We start from the raw sequence: 16,968 nt of genomic DNA, 5'->3' as shown, positions 1-16,968 counted from the left end.
AACTTGATATCGAGATATACGTCCGATACCTTGATATCGAGATAACAGCGCGAGCGAATCACTGAGCATGTGAGGTTCACCGCTCTCGGCGGTCCACCATCCAGCGCGGCACAGCCGGCTCCGCAGCCCCACGTGCGGAATCCGGATCGTCGACGCAGGTGGTCCCCGTTGTCCCGCGCATCACGGGGAGAGCCGTCCCGGCTCGGGAGTGATCTTGTAAGGGAAGCCTCAGTGACGCCCCGGCTGTGCCGCTAGGGCAGGATGCTTGGAAAAAGTGGCGAGACCAGGAGGCGACAACCGTGTCGGCGAACAGCTTCGGCAGCCGCGACACGCTCCGTGTCGGTGACGAGTCGTACGAAATCTTCCGCTTGGATGCCATCGACGGCGTCCAGCGGCTTCCCTACAGCCTGAAGGTGCTGCTGGAGAACCTGCTGCGCACCGAGGACGGCGTGAACGTCACCGCCGACCATATTCGCGCGCTGGCCAACTGGGACTCCAAGGCGCAGCCCAGCCAGGAGATCCAGTTCAGTCCTGCCCGCGTGATCATGCAGGACTTCACCGGCGTGCCCTGCGTGGTCGACCTGGCCACCATGCGTGAGGCAGTCCGGGACCTGGGCGGCGACCCCACCAAGATCAACCCGCTGGCCCCTGCCGAGCTGGTCATCGACCACTCGGTGATCGTCGACGTGTTCGGGCGCCCCGACGCCTTCGAACGCAACGTCGAAATGGAGTACGAGCGCAACCGCGAGCGCTACCAGTTCCTGCGCTGGGGCCAGAACGCCTTTGAAGGGTTCAAGGTCGTCCCGCCGGGCACCGGCATCGTGCACCAGGCCAACATCGAGCACCTGGCCCGGGTCACCATGGTCCGCAACGGCCAGGCCTACCCCGACACCTGTGTGGGCACCGACTCCCACACCACCATGCAGAACGGCCTGGGCATCCTGGGCTGGGGCGTGGGCGGTATCGAGGCCGAGGCAGCCATGCTCGGCCAGCCGATCTCCATGCTCATCCCGCGGGTCGTCGGCTTCAAGCTCACCGGTGAGCTGCCCCCCGGCACCACCGCCACCGACCTCGTGCTCACCATCACCGAGATGCTGCGGGAGCACGGCGTCGTCGGCAAGTTCGTCGAGTTCTACGGCGAGGGCGTGGCCTCGGTGCCGCTGGCCAACCGCGCCACCATCGGCAACATGAGCCCGGAGTTCGGCTCGACTGCCGCGATGTTCCCCATCGACGACGAGACGATCCGCTACCTGAAGCTGACCGGCCGCAGCGACGAGCAGACCGCCCTCGTCGAGGCCTACACCAAGGAACAGGGGCTGTGGCACGACCCGTCGGTGGAGCCCGAGTACTCCGAGTACCTGGAGCTCGACCTCTCCGAGGTGGTGCCGTCGATCGCCGGACCCAAGCGCCCGCACGACCGCATCGCCCTGTCCGACGCCAAGACGGCCTGGCGCCGGGACGTGCGCGACCACGTCAACAACGACGGCATCGTCACCCGCGCGGACGAGGCGTCCGCCGAGTCCTTCCCGGCCTCTGACGCGCCGGCGATCTCCAGCAACGGCGTGGTGACCGAGCGTCCGCGCAAGCCGGTCAAGGTCACCCTGGGGGACGGCACCGAATTCACCATCGACCACGGGTCCGTGGTCATCGCGGCCATCACCTCCTGCACCAACACCTCCAACCCGTCGGTCATGCTGGGCGCGGCCCTGCTGGCCAAGAAGGCGGTGGAGAAGGGGCTGTCCCGCAAGCCGTGGGTGAAGACCTCGCTGGCCCCCGGGTCCAAGGTCGTCACCGACTACTACGAGCGTTCCGGCCTGACCCCGTACCTGGACAAGCTGGGCTTCAACCTCGTCGGCTACGGCTGCACCACCTGCATTGGCAACTCCGGTCCGCTGCCGGAGGAGATCTCCAAGGCGATCAACGACAACGACCTCGCGGTCGCCGCGGTGCTGTCCGGTAACCGCAACTTCGAAGGCCGCATCAACCCCGATGTCAAGATGAACTACCTGGCCTCCCCGCCGCTGGTGGTGGCCTACGCGCTGGCCGGGACGATGGACATCGACTTCGACACCGAGCCGCTGGGCACCGACACCGACGGCAACCCGGTCTACCTGCGCGACATCTGGCCTTCGCCGGAGGAGATCCAGGAGGTCATCGACTCCGCGATCGCCGCGGAGATGTACCAGCGGGCCTACTCTGACGTGTTCGCCGGCGACGAGCGGTGGCGCTCGCTGCCCACTCCCACCGGGGACACGTTCTCCTGGGACCCGAACTCCACCTACGTGCGCAAGCCGCCCTACTTCGACGGCATGCCGCTGGAGCCCGAACCGGTCAGCGACATTGTCGGCGCCCGCGTGCTGGCCAAGCTCGGCGACTCCGTCACCACCGACCACATTTCGCCCGCCGGCGCCATCAAGCCGGGCACCCCGGCCGCTGAATACCTCATGGCCAACGGGGTGGAGCGCAAGGACTTCAACTCCTACGGGTCGCGTCGCGGCAACCACGAGGTGATGATCCGCGGCACCTTCGCCAACATCCGGCTGCGCAACCAGATCGCACCGGGCACCGAAGGCGGCTACACGCGCGACTTCACCCAGGAAGGTGGTCCCGTCACCTTCATCTACGACGCCGCGCAGAACTACGCTGCCCAGAACATCCCGCTGGTGGTGCTGGGCGGCAAGGAGTACGGCTCCGGTTCTTCGCGCGACTGGGCGGCCAAGGGGACCCGCCTGCTGGGCGTGCGCGCCGTCATCGCCGAGTCTTTCGAGCGCATCCACCGCTCGAACCTGATCGGCATGGGCGTGCTGCCGCTGCAGTTCCCCGAAGGCCAGTCCGCGGACTCTCTCGGCCTGACCGGTGAGGAGACCTTCTCGATCACCGGCGTGACCGAGCTGAACGAGGGCCGCATCCCCGAGACGGTCAAAGTCACCACGGACACCGGGGTCGAGTTCGACGCTGTGGTGCGGATCGACACCCCGGGTGAGGCCGACTACTACCGCCACGGCGGCATCCTGCAGTACGTGCTGCGCCAGTTGATCAACAAGAAGTAGTCAGCCTAGAAGAACTCCCCCGGGCCCACCAGGCCCGGGGCGACCCACAGGGCCCGCCACTGTCCAGGAGACGGTGGCGGGCCTCTGCCCTGCCAGAGCCGTACCCGTGCCCGGGGGCGTAGAAACGCGGCGCGGCAGCGGGCGGGCCGAATGGTGGACCCGCGGGTGGGAAGGAGCTGCCCTAGCCCTGCTGGGCGGGCTGGTGGGGCGCTGTCCCGTCGATGACGACGTCCGCATACTCCCAAGGGGTGTGCGCGGCGTAGAAGACGTTCTCCTGGTGTGCCCAGATCCCCCGGTAGGGGGCGTAGGCTTCAGCGTCGTCACGGAGGTCCAACCGCCGGTAGCGGACCTCGTCGGGGGCGTCGATCCACACCAGGATGGACAGGTACGGGCGGATCTCTGCGGCCCCGCAGCCGGACCCTTCAATGATCAGGCCGTCGGTGACGGATGCGGTGCGCCACTCGGCGAGCCGGCCTTGGACCCAGTCGTACCGTCGCCACCGCGGGTTGGCGCCGTTGAGCAGCGGCATGACCACCCAGCAGGCGAGGAGGTCCACCGAAGCAGCCAGACCGGTCCATCCGGGGTAGACGTCGTCCATGTGGAACACGGGCCACCCGGTTTCTGCGGCGAGTGCCTCGGCCAGGGTCGTTTTCCCGGCTCCGGACCGGCCCTCAATCGCCACCAGCCGCGCGTTCCCGGCGAGGGGCGGACGGGTACGGGACGCCTCCGCGAGGGACTTCACCGTTTCGGAATCCAATCGGTCACCACCCGTCTTCTCGTGGACCACCGCTTCTTCCGAGGGACTACCCTTAGCGCCCTCTCCCTCCCCAGGGCTCGCCTGGCGGAGGGCATCCACGGTAGCGTGGGACGGCGCGCCGCTGTTGCTGGGCGCACCACCAGCGCGCTGGGGAGCCCCGGGCTGCTGTCGTTGCAGCGGCAGTGCCTGGCCCGTGCCGGGGCGGCCGGTGGTCCGGCCTGTCCTCCTGGCCGACTGCGCCTGTTATTACCCTGCGTTCCGCGTCACCCAACACCCCGCCCTCGCTCCCGCCGGTTCTTCTGGGAAGCCCGGTGCCCGTCCAGTACCCCGCAGCCTGCTGCCGACACCCGCGGCTGCTCGCTGGATCGCGCTGCGGCGCGGAGGGGACAGTATTTGCGCAGATTGCGCCAGTATGGCTCACAAAACCGACTTTTCTGCGTAAGTTGGGCAAAAACCTTGCCTTCAAGCCTTGTAAGCTCCCATGCGGACAGCTTTTCTCCGCCTCTTCCGCGGCCCGAACAAGGAGCGCCAGTGACGACAGATGCCCAGGTCACCCCGGGATCTCAGGCTGCCCTGCGGCAGGCTAACCGGGAACGGGTGATCGCTGCGCTGCGCAGGGGCGGAACGCTCACCCAAGCCGAGATCGCCCGTGCCACCGGCCTGTCCGCGGCGAGCGTGTCGAATATCGTGCGCGACCTGCGTGCCATGGGCGTGGTGTCCGTCCGGGAGACCTCCTCGAACGGACGCCGGGCCCGGGCCGTCACCCTGCAGCGCCCACCGGGGGTACTCGTCGCGATCGACTTCACGCACTCCCGCCTCACCGTGGCCCTGGGCAACACCGACGGGCGCGTGCTGCAGGAGGAGAGCATCGCCTACGACGTCTCCGAAGACCCGGTGCGGGGGGTGCGGCGGGCGGTCTGGCTGACCGAGACCCTGCTGACCCAGGCGCGGGTGGACCGCTCCATGGTGCTCGGAGTCGCGGCGGCGATCCCCGGACCCGTCGACCCGGCCACCGGCCTCATCGGGGATATCACCAGCATGCCGCACTGGGCCGGCTTCAACCCCGGGGCGGAACTCCAAGAGCGCCTGGGACTGCCGGTCTCCGTGGACAACGACGCGAACCTCTGCGCCCTCGCCGAACTGACCGAAGGCGCTGCCCGCGGCCTGGAGCACGTCGTCTACGTCAAAGTCGCCCACGGGGTGGGCGCGGGCGTGATCCTCGGCGGGCGCCTGTTCCGCGGGATGAACGGCAATGCGGGGGAGATCGGGCACATCGGGCTCGACGAGCGCGGGCAGGTGTGCCGGTGCGGCAACCGAGGCTGCCTGGAAACCCTGGTCGGCACGCCCTACCTGCTGGACATGCTGCCGCAGCAGGGCCGGGTCAAGCACGGGGCCAGCCTGGTCGACCTGCTCGAGGCGGCCCAGGAGGGCGACCCCGGGTGCCGCCGGATCATCGCGGAGGCCGGCGCTGCACTGGGCCGCGGCGTAGCAGTCGTGGTCAACATGGTCAACCCGCAGATGGTCATTGTGGGGGGCGAGATCGCCGAAGCGGGAGAGCTGCTGCTCGACCCCATGCGCCGGGCCATGGAACTGGGAGCCCTGGGGAACGCGCTCACCGGACTGCGCCTGGTCACCGGGGAGCTGGGGGAGCGCGCGGCGCTGCGGGGAGCGCTGCAGGTCGTGCTTGACTCCACCTTCTGAAACGATCAGAGAAAAATTTTTAGGGGATTCTCTGATCTTCACATCAAGACAAAGCCCGCATGACCTGCGATTTCTTTGTATTTAAGGAGTGAAGTCAAGGTTTTGTGACACTTCGGTTATGCGTTCAAGTCTTGACGACAAGGTGGTGACGAGTTTGACTTCACGGCATCAGTCCACCACGTGACCCAGTCCACGTTGACGCGGATGGGTTCGCGATCCCCCGACGCCCGGTGGGCTTCCAAGGAGGTCAAGCGATGAGCAACCGAAACATCGTCCGCCGCGTCGCGGTGGGCGCAGCCGCGGTCCTGCTGGCCACGGTCGGCTGCACCACCGGAACCGAAGGAGAACAGCAGGCCGCAGCCTCAATCGACGAAGGCTTCACCATCGGGTTGCTGCTTCCCGAGTCCAAGACCGCGCGCTACGAGAAATTCGACCGCCCCTACTTCGAAGAGGCCGTCGCGGAACTCTGCCCCAAGTGCGAGGTCTCCTACCAGAACGCTGACCAGGACGTCTCCAAGCAGCAGGCCCAGGCGGAAGCTATGCTCACCGAGGGGGCCAGCGTCCTGGTGCTCGACGCCGTGGACGCGAAAGCCGCGGGCAGCATCGTCCAGCAGGCCAAGGCGCAAGGCGTTCCGGTGATCGCCTACGACCGGCTCGCCGAAGGCGGGGTCGACTACTACGTCTCCTTCGACAACAAGACCGTCGGCCGCGTCCAAGGTACGGCGCTCATTGAAGGCATGGAGAAGGCAGGCACCGCCGGCGAGGGCCAAGTCATCATGATCAACGGATCGCCGACTGACCCCAACGCCGCAGACTTCAAAGCCGGAGCCCACGAGATCCTCGACGGCCAGGTCGAGATCGGCGCCGAATACGACACCCCTGACTGGTCGCCCGACAAGGCTCAGCAGCAGATGGAGCAGGCCATCACCGCGGTCGGCGCCGACAACATCAGCGGTGTCTACAGCGCCAACGACGGCATGGCCGCCGGCATCATCGCTGCCCTCAAAGCCGCAGGCGTGGACGAGATGCCGCCCATCACCGGCCAGGACGCCGAACTCGCCGGCATCCAGCGGATCATCTCCGGCGACCAGTACATGACGGTCTACAAGGCCATCCGCCCTGAGGCTGAAGTGGCCGCCGCCATGGCAGTCGCCGCCGCCACCGGCGAGAAGTACGAGGGAAGCCAGGAGCACCCGCTCACCGAGGTCACCGATGAGGCGGGCAACACGATTCCGGCCGTGCTGCTGGAACCCATCGCGGTCACCGCGGACAACATTGAAGACACCGTGATCTCCGACGGCTTCTACACCATCGAGGAGATCTGCACCGACCAGTACGCCGACACCGAGCTGTGCAAGGGGGCAGGCTCCTAACGGAGTACGTCGCGCGGGTTCCGCAGGCCTCCCACCGGAAACCGGCGGGCCCCGCGACGACTGGAGCGGCACCCGCCCCGGAACCGGGGCTGCCGCTCCAGTCACACCCCGAGAGGCTCCCAGGAGACCGGATCGGGGGCCGGACAGTCCGGCCCCCGAACAGCGGATCACCACGAGGACACGTTATGGCACAACCGATCCTGGAGCTGTCCGGGATTTCCAAGAGATTCGGCGCGGTCCAGGCGCTCAGCGACGTCGACCTGACCGTCCACGCGGGCGAAGTCGTCGCGCTGCTGGGCGACAACGGGGCCGGAAAATCCACCCTCGTCAAGGTCATCGCCGGGGTCAACCCGGCGGACAGCGGCACCATCCTGTGGGAAGGCAAGCCGGTCCAGATCAACCGTCCCAGCGATGCCCAACAGCTCGGCATCGCCACCATTTACCAGGACCTGGCGCTCTGCGACAACCTCGACATCGTGGCCAACCTGTTCCTCGGCACCGAGCGCACCGCGCTCGGAGTCCTGGACGAGTTGGAAATGGAGCGGCGCGCCCACGAACTCCTGGACTCGCTTTCCGTGCGGATTCCCAACCTGCGCATTCCCGTTGCTGCCCTCTCCGGCGGGCAGCGCCAGATCATCGCCATCGCCCGCTCCCTGCTCGGCGACCCCAAGGTCGTCATGCTGGACGAGCCCACTGCAGCCCTGGGCGTGGCGCAGACCGCGCAAGTACTCGACCTCATCGAACGCCTCCGAGACCAAGGCCTCGGAGTCATCCTCATCAGCCACAACATGGCCGACGTGCGAGCTGTTGCCGACCGCGCTGTCGTGCTGCGCCTGGGACGCAACGCCGGCGACTTCCGGATCGAAGACACCAGCTACGAAGAGATCGTGGCGGCCATCACGGGCGCCGCCGACAACCCGGTGTCCCGACGTGCCGGTCGCACTGCGGTTCCGGGAACGGAGGGGGCGTGATGGCTCAGCAAACCACCCCGGCTCCCCAGGGCGCCACGGTCGCCCGGGACCCCCGGCTCATCATGGACGGCTCCGGTCTAGGCGGGCTGGTGCGCGGCGCGCTGCGCCGGCTCCGCAGCGGAGAACTCGGCCCGCTGCCGGTCCTCGTCGGACTCATCGTGATCGCCGGCGTCTTCTGGAGCCTCAACCCCAAGTTCCTCACCGCCCAGAATCTGTCCAACCTCACCCTGCAGATCGTCGCCGTCGGCTTCATGGCCTGCGGCGTGATCATGGTGCTGCTGCTCGGGGAGATCGACCTCTCCGTCGGATCGGTCGCAGGCGTGTGCGGCGTGATCGTGACGCTCCTGGCAGTCAACTACCAGTGGAACGAGATCGCCGCGATCGTGGTCGCCATCCTCGCCGGCACCCTCATCGGCACCCTGCACGGCACGATCTTCGCCAAGATCGGGGTACCCGCCTTCGTGGTCACCTTGGCCGGATTGATCGGCTGGCAGGGCGCCCAGCTCTACCTGCTCGGCCCTGAAGGCACGATCAACGTCCCCTACAACGGCCTGATCGGTGCCATCACCCACACCTATCTCGTCCCGGCGGTCGGCTGGGGGATCGGAATCACCGCGGTCGCCCTCTACGGGCTGATCAGCGTCCGCGGGGCGCGCCGCCGCGCCGCGGCCGGGCTGCCCGCCAAGTCGGTCACGGAGATCGGGGTGCGCACCGCGCTCCTCGCCCTCCCCGTCCTCGGCGGGGTGTGGGTGCTCAACTCCTTCCGCGGAGTGCCCGTCGCTTTCCTGCTCTTCGTCGGGGTCGTGGTGCTCTTCGACCTGATCCTGCGGAAGACCCGCTACGGGCGGATGGTGTTCGCCGTGGGCGGCAGCGCAGAAGCGGCACGCCGCGCCGGCATCAACGTCGACCTGATCCGCATCTCCGTGTTCGCTCTCGCCTCCACCCTGGCCGGGGTGGGCGGCATCCTCCTCGTGTCGCGCAGCTACGCCGTCAACCAGCTCACCGGGGGCGGCGACGACCTGATGATGGCGATCGCGGCCGCGGTCATCGGCGGCACCAGCCTCTTCGGCGGACGCGGCAGCGCCTACTCGGCCCTGCTCGGCGGCCTCGTGCTCGGCGCGATCTCCTCGGGGCTGTACCTGCTGCAGATGGACTCCTCGGTGCGGTTCATGATCACCGCGGTGGTCCTCCTGGTAGCGGTCATCCTCGACGCGGTGTCCCGCCGGACCCGCAAAGCCCACGCCCGGGAGTAGGGGGACCCGGGCGTGCCCGGCCGCGCGCTGCTGCCCGCGCCACTCCCTCCCAGCGGCGCGCGGCCACCCACCCGCGGTGTTCCCGGAACCTCCTCCCTTCCGGGAACACCGCTCCTCCCTGCGGCCCGCACAGGGCCGACTGCTACCCTCACCTCACGTGACCGAGTCTGAGCTGGTATTCCTCGCCGCGGCCGGAACCGCAGTGCTGATCGGCACCGTTGTGCAGAGCAGTGTCGGGCTGGGCCTGGGGCTGACCGCGGCACCTGTCGTCGCGATGCTGGACCCCACACTGATGCCCGGCACCCTGCTGGTCCTCACCGCGGTGCTGCCCCTGTTCACCGTCGGTGCCGAGTGGCGCCACGCCGACCTGCGCGGCATCTCCTGGGCTCTCGCTGGACGGCTGGTAGGGACGGTCGGCGGCGTGTGGGTCGTCGCCCTCGCCACACCCGACACCCTCGGCCTGTGGGTGGGGGTCGGCGTCCTCCTCGCGGTGGCCGCGAGCCTCACCACACTCCGGCTGCGCCCCACCCCCGCCACGCTCAGCGTGGCCGGAGTGATCTCCGGGGTCATGGGCACCGCGACCTCGATCGGCGGCCCGCCCGTCGCCCTCGTGTACCAGCACGAGGAAGGCCCGCGGATCCGTGCCACCCTGGGCACCTACTTCTTTGTCGGCGTCCTGCTCTCCCTAGCCGCGTTGGCGGTAGGCGGCCAGCTCGGGCTGCGCGAAGTGGCGACGGGAGCCGCCCTCATCCCCTTCCTCGTAGCCGGGTTCCTGCTGTCCCGGCCGCTGCGAAGCATGCTCGGCGGACAGCGGCTGCGGATCGCGCTCCTGGCCGTGGTCGCGGTCTCGGGAAGCACCCTCGTCCTGCGGGCCCTAGTCTGAGAAAACCCCGACCGGAGCGGAGCCGAGGAGGAAGCACACCCATGCGGAAGCCGCGGCGCGGCCCCGACGCAGCGGAACTCGCGGCGGCCCGTGCCACAACCGTCCCCGACGTTATCGGCCCCGGCCTCACCATCCTGTTCTGCGGGATCAACCCGGGGCTGTATTCGGCCTGGAGCGGGCACCATTTCGCCCGGCCCGGCAACCGGTTCTGGCCCGCCTTGCACGCCGCCTCGCTCACCCCCCGCCTCCTGCGGCCCGCCGAACAGCACCTGCTCCTTGACCTAGGCTTAGGGGTGACCAACCTCGTGGACCGGGCTACCGCGCGGGCCGATGAGCTGACCGCAGCGGAACTGCAGGCGGGCGGGCAGGCCCTGGCCGCGAAACTCCGGGCCTACCGGCCCCGGCTGCTCGCCGTGCTCGGCGTCACCGCCTACCGGAAAGCGTTCGCGCGGCCCCGGGCCCGTATCGGTCCGCAACCCCCCGAGGACGCGATCGAAGGAGTCCCCGTGTGGGTCCTGCCCAACCCCAGCGGGCTCAACGCCCACTGGACGACCCAGGGCATCGCCGAAGAACTGCGTCGCATGTGTGCGGCCCACGGAATCGAGGCCGGTGCCCCCGCCTCCCACCGGACCGCGCAACAGACCGCTGCCTCAATCCCGCCGCGTGGTGGATCAGCATAAGCTGTGTGCCTATGGTGGTGCCGGTTGATCGTGGTTCGTCCGGTTCCCACTACCGAGCCGTCGGGGAATCGGACACCGTGTCGGCCGTGTCCACTTCCACCTTCGGTCCGTTTTCCGTCTGCTCGGGAAACGTCCGTGGTCCGGCGGCCGACCTGATGTCTTGCATACGAGGGGAATGACGAGAGTGACGCTGCTCGACTCGGTGCACAATCCAGACGACCTGAAAAAACTCCCCGACTCCCAGCTTCCCCAATTGGCGGCGGAAATCCGGGAGTTCCTCATTTCCCAGGTCGCCCGAACCGGTGGTCACCTCGGCCCCAACCTGGGTGTCGTCGAACTCACCATCGCCTTGCACCGCGTGTTTGACTCGCCGCGCGATCCCATCCTGTTCGACACCGGCCACCAGGCGTACGTCCATAAGATCCTGACCGGCCGGAAAGACTTCTCCAAACTGCGGAAAGAGGGCGGCCTCTCCGGATATCCGTCCCGCGCCGAGTCCGAGCACGACTTTATTGAGAATTCGCACGCCTCCACCGCACTGTCCTACGCTGATGGGCTCGCCCGCGCCTACGAACTGCAGGGGATCACCGACCGCACCGTGGTCGCCCTGGTCGGCGACGGCGCGCTCACCGGCGGAATGGCGTGGGAAGCGCTCAACAATATCGCCGAAGGGAAAAACCGCCGGATCGTCATCGTCGTCAACGACAACGGCCGCTCCTACTCGCCGACGATCGGCGGGCTCGCCGAGCATTTCGCCAACCTGCGTATGACGCGCGGCTACGAGCAGATGCTGGCGACCGCGAAGAACGCGATCAACCGGGCGCCGGTGGTCGGCCCGCCGCTGTACGACGCGCTGCACGCGTTCAAGAAAGGCCTCAAGGACGCTATTCAGCCGCAGATGATGTTCGAAGACCTGGGGCTGAAGTACGTCGGGCCGATCGACGGGCACGACGTGGCAGCGGTGGAGCGGGCGCTGCGCCGGGCCCGCGATTTCGGGGCGCCGGTCATCGTGCACGTCCTCACCCAGAAGGGCAAGGGGTACGCGCCCGCGGAGAACCACGACGAAGACCAGTTCCACGCCCTCGGCGCGTTCGACGTGGCCACGGGACGCCCGCAGTCCACGCCGGGCCTGAAGTGGACGTCGGTGTTCAGCGACGAGATGGTGCGGATCGGCGCGGAACGCGAAGACGTGGTCGCGATCACCGCGGCCATGCTGCACCCCACCGGCCTCGCCGCCTTCGCCGAGGCCTACCCCGACCGGGTCTTCGACGTGGGCATCGCGGAACAGCACGCTGCGACGTGCGCAGCCGGGCTGGCCATGGGTGGCCTCCACCCGGTCGTCGCGGTCTACGCCACGTTCCTCAACCGCTGTTTTGACCAGGTCCTCATGGATGTGGCGCTGCACCGCCAGCCGGTCACGTTCGCGCTCGACCGGGCGGGCATCACGGGAGACGACGGTGCGAGCCACAACGGGATGTGGGACCTGTCCATCCTGCAAGTCGTCCCCAACCTGAGCATCGCGGTGCCGCGCGACGCGGTGCGGCTGCGGGAACTGCTGCGCGAGGCGATCTCCATCGACGACGGGCCCACCGTGGTGCGTTACCCCAAGGGCGTGGTGCCCCCCGCCATCCCCGCGGTCGACCAGATCGGCGGGATGGACGTGCTGCGGCGTCCTGCGAGCGGCACCGAGGCCCCGGACTTGCTGCTGGTCGCGGTCGGGCCCATGGCGCAGACGTGCTGCGAGGTCGCCGACCGGCTGGCCGACCAGGGGATCGGGGTGACCGTCGTGGACCCGCGCTGGGTCAAACCGTTGGACCCGGCGTTGGTGTCGGAAGCCGCCCGGCACAGCGTGGTCGCCGTAGTCGAGGACAACGGCCGGGTGGGCGCGGTCGGTGACGCGGTGGCCCGCGCCCTGCGCGACGCCGACCTCGACATTCCGGTGCGCACGTTCGGGATCGAGCAGCGCTTCCTGGAGCACGCCAAACGCGACCGTATCCTCGCCCAGATGGGGTTGGACGCGCAGGGACTAGCGCGCAAACTCACCGAGATCGTGGCCCAGCGCGCGGAGCAGTCCCTGGAGGACGAGCCGGCGTCCTGACCGGAGAATACGGGCTTTGCCCGCTGGGGAGCACCATCGTTGGTGGCGCTCCCCAGCGGGTAGCGGTCCTGGGAAGGTGAAAGATTGGAGGATGACGATGGCTCACCGTCCCGTAGGACCGGACTCCCCCTACCAGCGGGGAGTGAACTACGCCGAGATCTACCTGGCGGACGACGCCCACCAGGATCCCGACGAAGTCGAGCAGTTGCGCAAGGCCCTTGCCACGCGCAACACGCAAGAGCTGCGGATTCCCGGCATCCTCGACTGCTTTGCGGCCAGCGGCCACCCCGACCACCCGTCCATCGTCGACCCGGAAGACGACTTCTGGCAGGGTTTCCTCGACCGGGTCGACCAGCGGATACCGCGCTGAAGAGCCGGGCTGCCGAAAAGAATCCGAGAGTTACGGTGCGTGCCTGACGGGAACCGCAGGGCGCTCCCTGCGCTCGAAACCGCAATATCGCATGCGTCACAATGGGCGCATGAGCACTCCCGACCCGTTGCGGGTAGCCGTGATCGGCTCCGGCCCCGCAGGAATCTACACCGCCGAGGCGCTGACCCGGCAGTCCCGCGAGCCGGTGGCCGTGGACGTGCTGGACCGCCTACCGACCCCCTACGGCCTGGTCCGTTACGGTGTCGCCCCCGACCACACGTCAATCAAGCGGGTGGCGCACACTCTGGCTCGTGTCCTGGAACATCCCGACGTCCGCTTCCTGGGCGGTGTGGAGTACGGTACCGACCTCACCCGGGCTGACCTCGCGCGTGCCTACCACGCGGTCGTCTACGCCACGGGGGCGAGCGTGGACCGCCGAATGGGGATTCCCGGCGAGGACCTGTCCGGCAGTGTCGCCGCCACCGACTTCGTGAACTGGTACAGCGGCCACCCCGACCTCGAAGTGACCCGGTTCGTCCTCGACGCGGAAGAGGTCGCCGTGGTCGGCGCGGGCAACGTTGCCCTCGACGTGGCACGCATCCTGGTCCGCAGCGTCGACGAACTCCGCCAGACCGACATCCCTGAACCCGTGCTGCAGGTGCTGGCCGCCAGCAAGGTGCGCTGCGTACACATAGTCGCCCGGCGCGGCCCTCTCCAGGCCAAGTTCTCCGCGAACGAACTGCGGGAGCTGGGCAAGCTCACGGACGTCGACGTCACAGTGGACCCCGCTGTCGTCGACCTCGACCCCAACAGCGAAGAAGTGGCGACCGCGGCCCGCGCGGCCCGCACCAACCTGCGCACTCTTGCGGAGTGGGCGCAACGCCCCGGCGGTGGCACGGGACGCCGGGTCGAACTGCACTTCTGGCGTAAACCCGTCGCCGTGGTGGGCGACACCCGAGTCGAAGGACTGGAGGTGGAGCACACCGCGCTCGACGCTGATGGGCGGCTGGTCGGCACCGGACAGCGAGAAGTCCTGCCGGTGGGCATGGTGGTGCGGTCGGTGGGCTATGCCAGCTCCCCCCTCCCCGACCTGCCTTTCGACGAGACCACCCGCACCCTGCCGCATGAGGACGGCCGGGTGGTGGACGAGCAGCGCACCCCGCTGCTCGGCGAATACGTGGCGGGCTGGCTCAAGCGCGGCGCGACCGGCGTGATCGGCACCAACAAGTCGGATGCTGCCGCCACTGTCCGCTCCCTGCTCGACGACGCCCCGAAGCTCCGCACCTCCCGGGTCCCGGCGACCACCATCGACGACCTGCTCAAGGAGAAAGGGGTGACGGCCAGCAGCTACGCTGACTGGCTGGCTATCGACGCGGCCGAAGCGGCCCTGGCAGCGGAGCTGTCCCGCGGGGAGCGGGTCAAGCTGAGCGGCTGGGCGGAGCTGCGCCGCGTGCTGGCGGAACGCAACTGACCCTGCCGAGCCAGTAGTGCCCGGTGGTCTCCGGACGACCGGGGTGCCCGGGGAGGCCGCAGCGCACCGGAGAGCGGGCGGTCTCCCCGGGGCGTGCTGCGCTGGCCGCAACTGGACGGGGTAGAGCACCGCACCCCGGGGCGGCCTGGCACTGGGGCATGCTTTCGGGCAGGGGAGCGGGCAGGCTAGCGGACCAAGCGGTCTTCGGCCGCGAAAGTGTTGCACGCCGCCATGGTCTCCGCGGTGGCTCCGGCGTTGAACCAGTGGACGCGGTTGTCGGCACTGCCGTGGGTGTCGCTGTCCCCCGTGCCTTCGTTGAAGTTGCGGTTGACGAACGCCACGTCGGCGTGGTCGTGGCCGGCGATAGCGGCAACCCCGGTCCCTGCCAGGCATTCGGCTTGCAGTTCGATCTGCCGTCCCAACTGGAGTTCTTGGCGCGTGGACTTGGCATCAAGCTGCAGGGTGTAGGCCGCGTCAAGAAGACCGGTCTCCCCTTGGAGGTGGTGCCCGTATTCGTGGGCGACCAGGGCAAACCAGATGCGCTTGTCGTCCATGCCCGGGTACCGCAGGAGTTTCCGCACGTTGGGCACGAGGATGGTGATGCTCAGCTCGTGCTCCAAGTAGTAGGCGAGGGTGACTCCTTCTTCCTCGGACTCGTCGCGCAGCTCCGCGGGGATCTCGTCGAGGATCACGTAGTGCGGCTCCTGCGGGCGCAGCCCGAGCTCTTCTAGCGGGGAGAGCCACATCGCGTTGAGGCAGGGGCCGATCACCTCGGTGAACTCCTCCCACCCCGCCACCGTGGCGGCGTTGAACTCGGGGATCTCGCATGCCACGGCGCCGGGGGCGGGCAGGGCATAGAAGGGGTGGTCGGCGACGTCGACCGGGATGGCTCCGGCGGTGTGGAACCAGGAGTCTGCGTAGCGGACATCCCGGTGCGGCTTACCGGACGCGTGGACTGTGCCGCCGCGCAGCGTCGCCGCTGTCATCACGGCACACAGCACGAGGCAGAGCGCGGCAACGAACGCGGTTCCCATCGCAGCCAGCCAGAGCCGCACATCACCCTGCCGCGGGGGCGGGGCGAGAGGAGGGTGCTGCTCCCAGGCGCCGAAGGCGCCGTCGAACGCGGCGGGGGCAGAGAACTGGGGAGTGACGTGGGCCGCGGTCAGCTCCTGCCGGTACTGGGGGGAGGGCGGCGGGGCCTCTGGCGGGTTGGGGGGCAGCGGGCGGAAACTTGGGGGCGGGGGCCCGGCGGGCGTCCAGGAAGCCGGGAGAGGGCTCGCATCCGCGCGCGGTTCCGCGGCTCCCGTCCCCGGAAGCGGGGGTACGGGGCTGCTGTGCTGCGTCACCGAAGGCGGGATTGGAGTGTCGTCCTGAGAAGAAGCCTGAGGGGTCGGATCCGGGGCGGCAGCGCCGCCGCGAGGCGTCTCCACGGGGGGTCCTTCGTCGTCGGGGGTGGACAGCGGAGAAGCCCACACTATTCGGACATCCTGCTCAACGGCGAGCGAGCAGGGTGTTCCGGGCGGGCACTTCTGTGAGACGTTGCGGGGTGCCAGCCGGTTCCGGTCAGGAGTGCGGCGCCCGGTAGCGGACCCCGATCGACGTCAGCACATCGCAGAGCTCCGCTTCGAACAGCGGTTCCAGGTCGCCGACGGTGAACGGCATGCTGCGGAAGACTTCCATGCAGACCAGTCCGTAGAGCCGGACCCAGCATGCGGTGAGGACGCGCAGCGCCCCCTCGGTGGCGTTCGCCCCGGCAAACCCGGCGTCACGTGCGAAGAGGTGCAGTTGCGCGCGGAGCTCGGGGGAGAAAGACGCGGTGTCGGGGAGCGGTACCCGCCCCTCTTCGAGCAGCCGGTTGAAAAGGGAGAGGAAGATCGCGGCGAACCGCTGCTTTTCGTGTTGCAGCGCGGCGCAGTGCGGTTCGGTGGTCGTAAACGGTTCGTCGCGGGGCCCGAAAAGCAGGATGAACTCGGCCCGGTTGGCGAGTGCCCAGGAACGGAAGGCCCGCAGTGCGGCGAGCAGGCGGCCGTCGACGTCGTCGGCGGGGAGGCGTCCGCTGGCGTCGGTGATCTGCGCGCTGAGTTCGGCGAAGAACTCGGCACGGAGAGCGAGCAGCAGGTCGTCGAGGCTGGAGAAGTACCGGTAGAGGGCGGGAGCGGTCATGCCCATCTCCCGGGCGATCGCGCGCAGCGAGACCCCGCCGGGGCCGTGCGCGCTGAGCAGGTTGCGGGCGATTGTTTTGATCTCCGCCAGAGTGGCTGCGCGGATCCGCATCCGCCGAGACATGGGAACGGACGCGGCCCCGGTCTCGCACCTCGCGGGGAAGGTCGTGTCTTTAGGCACGGAAAGTCCTTCGCGGTG

At 68.6% G+C, this 16,968-nt stretch carries 13 protein-coding genes; 10 read left to right on the top strand and 3 right to left on the bottom strand.

The features are described 5' to 3' along the window. The first annotated feature begins 299 nt into the window (after nucleotides 1–299). On the top strand, nucleotides 300–3,050 hold the full coding sequence (gene acnA, locus TFU_RS09475; RefSeq protein WP_011292349.1) for an aconitate hydratase AcnA: 2,751 nt from the start codon (nucleotides 300–302) through the stop codon (nucleotides 3,048–3,050). Between the two features lie 181 nt (nucleotides 3,051–3,231). Here acnA and TFU_RS09470 read toward each other — a convergent pair whose 3' ends face one another. After that, the gene (locus TFU_RS09470; protein ID WP_011292348.1) at nucleotides 3,232–3,807 is read right to left on the bottom strand and encodes a uridine kinase family protein; all 576 of its coding nucleotides are present in this window, start codon (nucleotides 3,805–3,807) and stop codon (nucleotides 3,232–3,234) included. Between the two features lie 531 nt (nucleotides 3,808–4,338). Here TFU_RS09470 and TFU_RS09465 point away from each other — a divergent pair. The 9 genes from TFU_RS09465 (at nucleotide 4,339) to TFU_RS09425 (ending at nucleotide 14,607) form a co-directional block, all read left to right on the top strand. After that, nucleotides 4,339–5,508 carry an ROK family transcriptional regulator gene (locus tag TFU_RS09465; RefSeq protein ID WP_011292347.1) on the top strand — a complete coding sequence of 390 codons (1,170 nt, stop codon included), beginning with the start codon at nucleotides 4,339–4,341 and terminating at the stop codon, nucleotides 5,506–5,508. 254 nt (nucleotides 5,509–5,762) lie between these two features. Then, nucleotides 5,763–6,881: a sugar ABC transporter substrate-binding protein gene (locus TFU_RS09460; RefSeq protein WP_011292346.1), complete on the top strand. Its 1,119-nt coding sequence runs from the start codon at nucleotides 5,763–5,765 to the stop codon at nucleotides 6,879–6,881. 185 nt (nucleotides 6,882–7,066) lie between these two features. Continuing rightward, nucleotides 7,067–7,852, top strand: coding sequence for an ATP-binding cassette domain-containing protein (locus TFU_RS09455; protein WP_011292345.1), 786 nt, complete (start codon nucleotides 7,067–7,069; stop codon nucleotides 7,850–7,852). Next, nucleotides 7,852–9,105 carry a sugar ABC transporter permease gene (locus tag TFU_RS09450; protein ID WP_011292344.1) on the top strand — a complete coding sequence of 418 codons (1,254 nt, stop codon included), beginning with the start codon at nucleotides 7,852–7,854 and terminating at the stop codon, nucleotides 9,103–9,105. Before TFU_RS09455 ends, TFU_RS09450 begins: the two co-directional genes overlap by 1 nt. Nucleotides 9,106–9,262: 157 nt before the next feature. Further along, on the top strand, nucleotides 9,263–9,988 hold the full coding sequence (locus tag TFU_RS09445) for a sulfite exporter TauE/SafE family protein (protein ID WP_016188897.1): 726 nt from the start codon (nucleotides 9,263–9,265) through the stop codon (nucleotides 9,986–9,988). Between the two features lie 41 nt (nucleotides 9,989–10,029). Then, nucleotides 10,030–10,668, top strand: coding sequence for a G/U mismatch-specific DNA glycosylase (gene mug, locus TFU_RS09440; protein WP_011292342.1), 639 nt, complete (start codon nucleotides 10,030–10,032; stop codon nucleotides 10,666–10,668). Between the two features lie 184 nt (nucleotides 10,669–10,852). Further along, nucleotides 10,853–12,766, top strand: coding sequence for a 1-deoxy-D-xylulose-5-phosphate synthase (gene dxs, locus TFU_RS09435; protein WP_011292341.1), 1,914 nt, complete (start codon nucleotides 10,853–10,855; stop codon nucleotides 12,764–12,766). Nucleotides 12,767–12,863: 97 nt separating this feature from the next. After that, nucleotides 12,864–13,136 (top strand): hypothetical protein, encoded by a 273-nt coding sequence (locus TFU_RS09430; RefSeq protein ID WP_104612814.1) that lies wholly within the window; start codon nucleotides 12,864–12,866, stop codon nucleotides 13,134–13,136. Between the two features lie 109 nt (nucleotides 13,137–13,245). Further along, nucleotides 13,246–14,607: an FAD-dependent oxidoreductase gene (locus TFU_RS09425; RefSeq protein WP_049754963.1), complete on the top strand. Its 1,362-nt coding sequence runs from the start codon at nucleotides 13,246–13,248 to the stop codon at nucleotides 14,605–14,607. 185 nt (nucleotides 14,608–14,792) lie between these two features. Here TFU_RS09425 and TFU_RS09420 read toward each other — a convergent pair whose 3' ends face one another. Both TFU_RS09420 and TFU_RS09415 read right to left on the bottom strand, forming a co-directional pair. Continuing rightward, the gene (locus TFU_RS09420; RefSeq protein WP_011292338.1) at nucleotides 14,793–16,082 is read right to left on the bottom strand and encodes a neutral zinc metallopeptidase; all 1,290 of its coding nucleotides are present in this window, start codon (nucleotides 16,080–16,082) and stop codon (nucleotides 14,793–14,795) included. An 88-nt stretch (nucleotides 16,083–16,170) separates the two neighbouring features. Continuing rightward, nucleotides 16,171–16,893: a TetR/AcrR family transcriptional regulator gene (locus TFU_RS09415; protein ID WP_016188893.1), complete on the bottom strand. Its 723-nt coding sequence runs from the start codon at nucleotides 16,891–16,893 to the stop codon at nucleotides 16,171–16,173. Nucleotides 16,894–16,968: the final 75 nt, after the last annotated feature.

It is taken from the genome of Thermobifida fusca YX, from assembly GCF_000012405.1.
GTDB lineage: Bacteria > Actinomycetota > Actinomycetes > Streptosporangiales > Streptosporangiaceae > Thermobifida > Thermobifida fusca.
The sequence above is the reverse complement of the archived record's forward strand: the minus strand, read 5'-3'. Positions and strand labels throughout refer to the sequence as shown.

Bases quoted from the DNA above. Each gene is read 5' to 3' on its own strand.
- TFU_RS09450 (WP_011292344.1), top strand. From the start codon at position 7,852: ATGGCTCAGCAAACCACCCCGGCTCCCCAGGGCGCCACGGTCGCCCGG.
- TFU_RS09455 (WP_011292345.1), top strand. From the start codon at position 7,067: ATGGCACAACCGATCCTGGAGCTGTCCGGGATTTCCAAGAGATTCGGC.
- mug (WP_011292342.1), top strand. From the start codon at position 10,030: ATGCGGAAGCCGCGGCGCGGCCCCGACGCAGCGGAACTCGCGGCGGCC.
- TFU_RS09425 (WP_049754963.1), top strand. From the start codon at position 13,246: ATGAGCACTCCCGACCCGTTGCGGGTAGCCGTGATCGGCTCCGGCCCC.
- TFU_RS09460 (WP_011292346.1), top strand. From the start codon at position 5,763: ATGAGCAACCGAAACATCGTCCGCCGCGTCGCGGTGGGCGCAGCCGCG.
- TFU_RS09415 (WP_016188893.1), bottom strand. From the start codon at position 16,893: ATGTCTCGGCGGATGCGGATCCGCGCAGCCACTCTGGCGGAGATCAAA.
- TFU_RS09430 (WP_104612814.1), top strand. From the start codon at position 12,864: ATGGCTCACCGTCCCGTAGGACCGGACTCCCCCTACCAGCGGGGAGTG.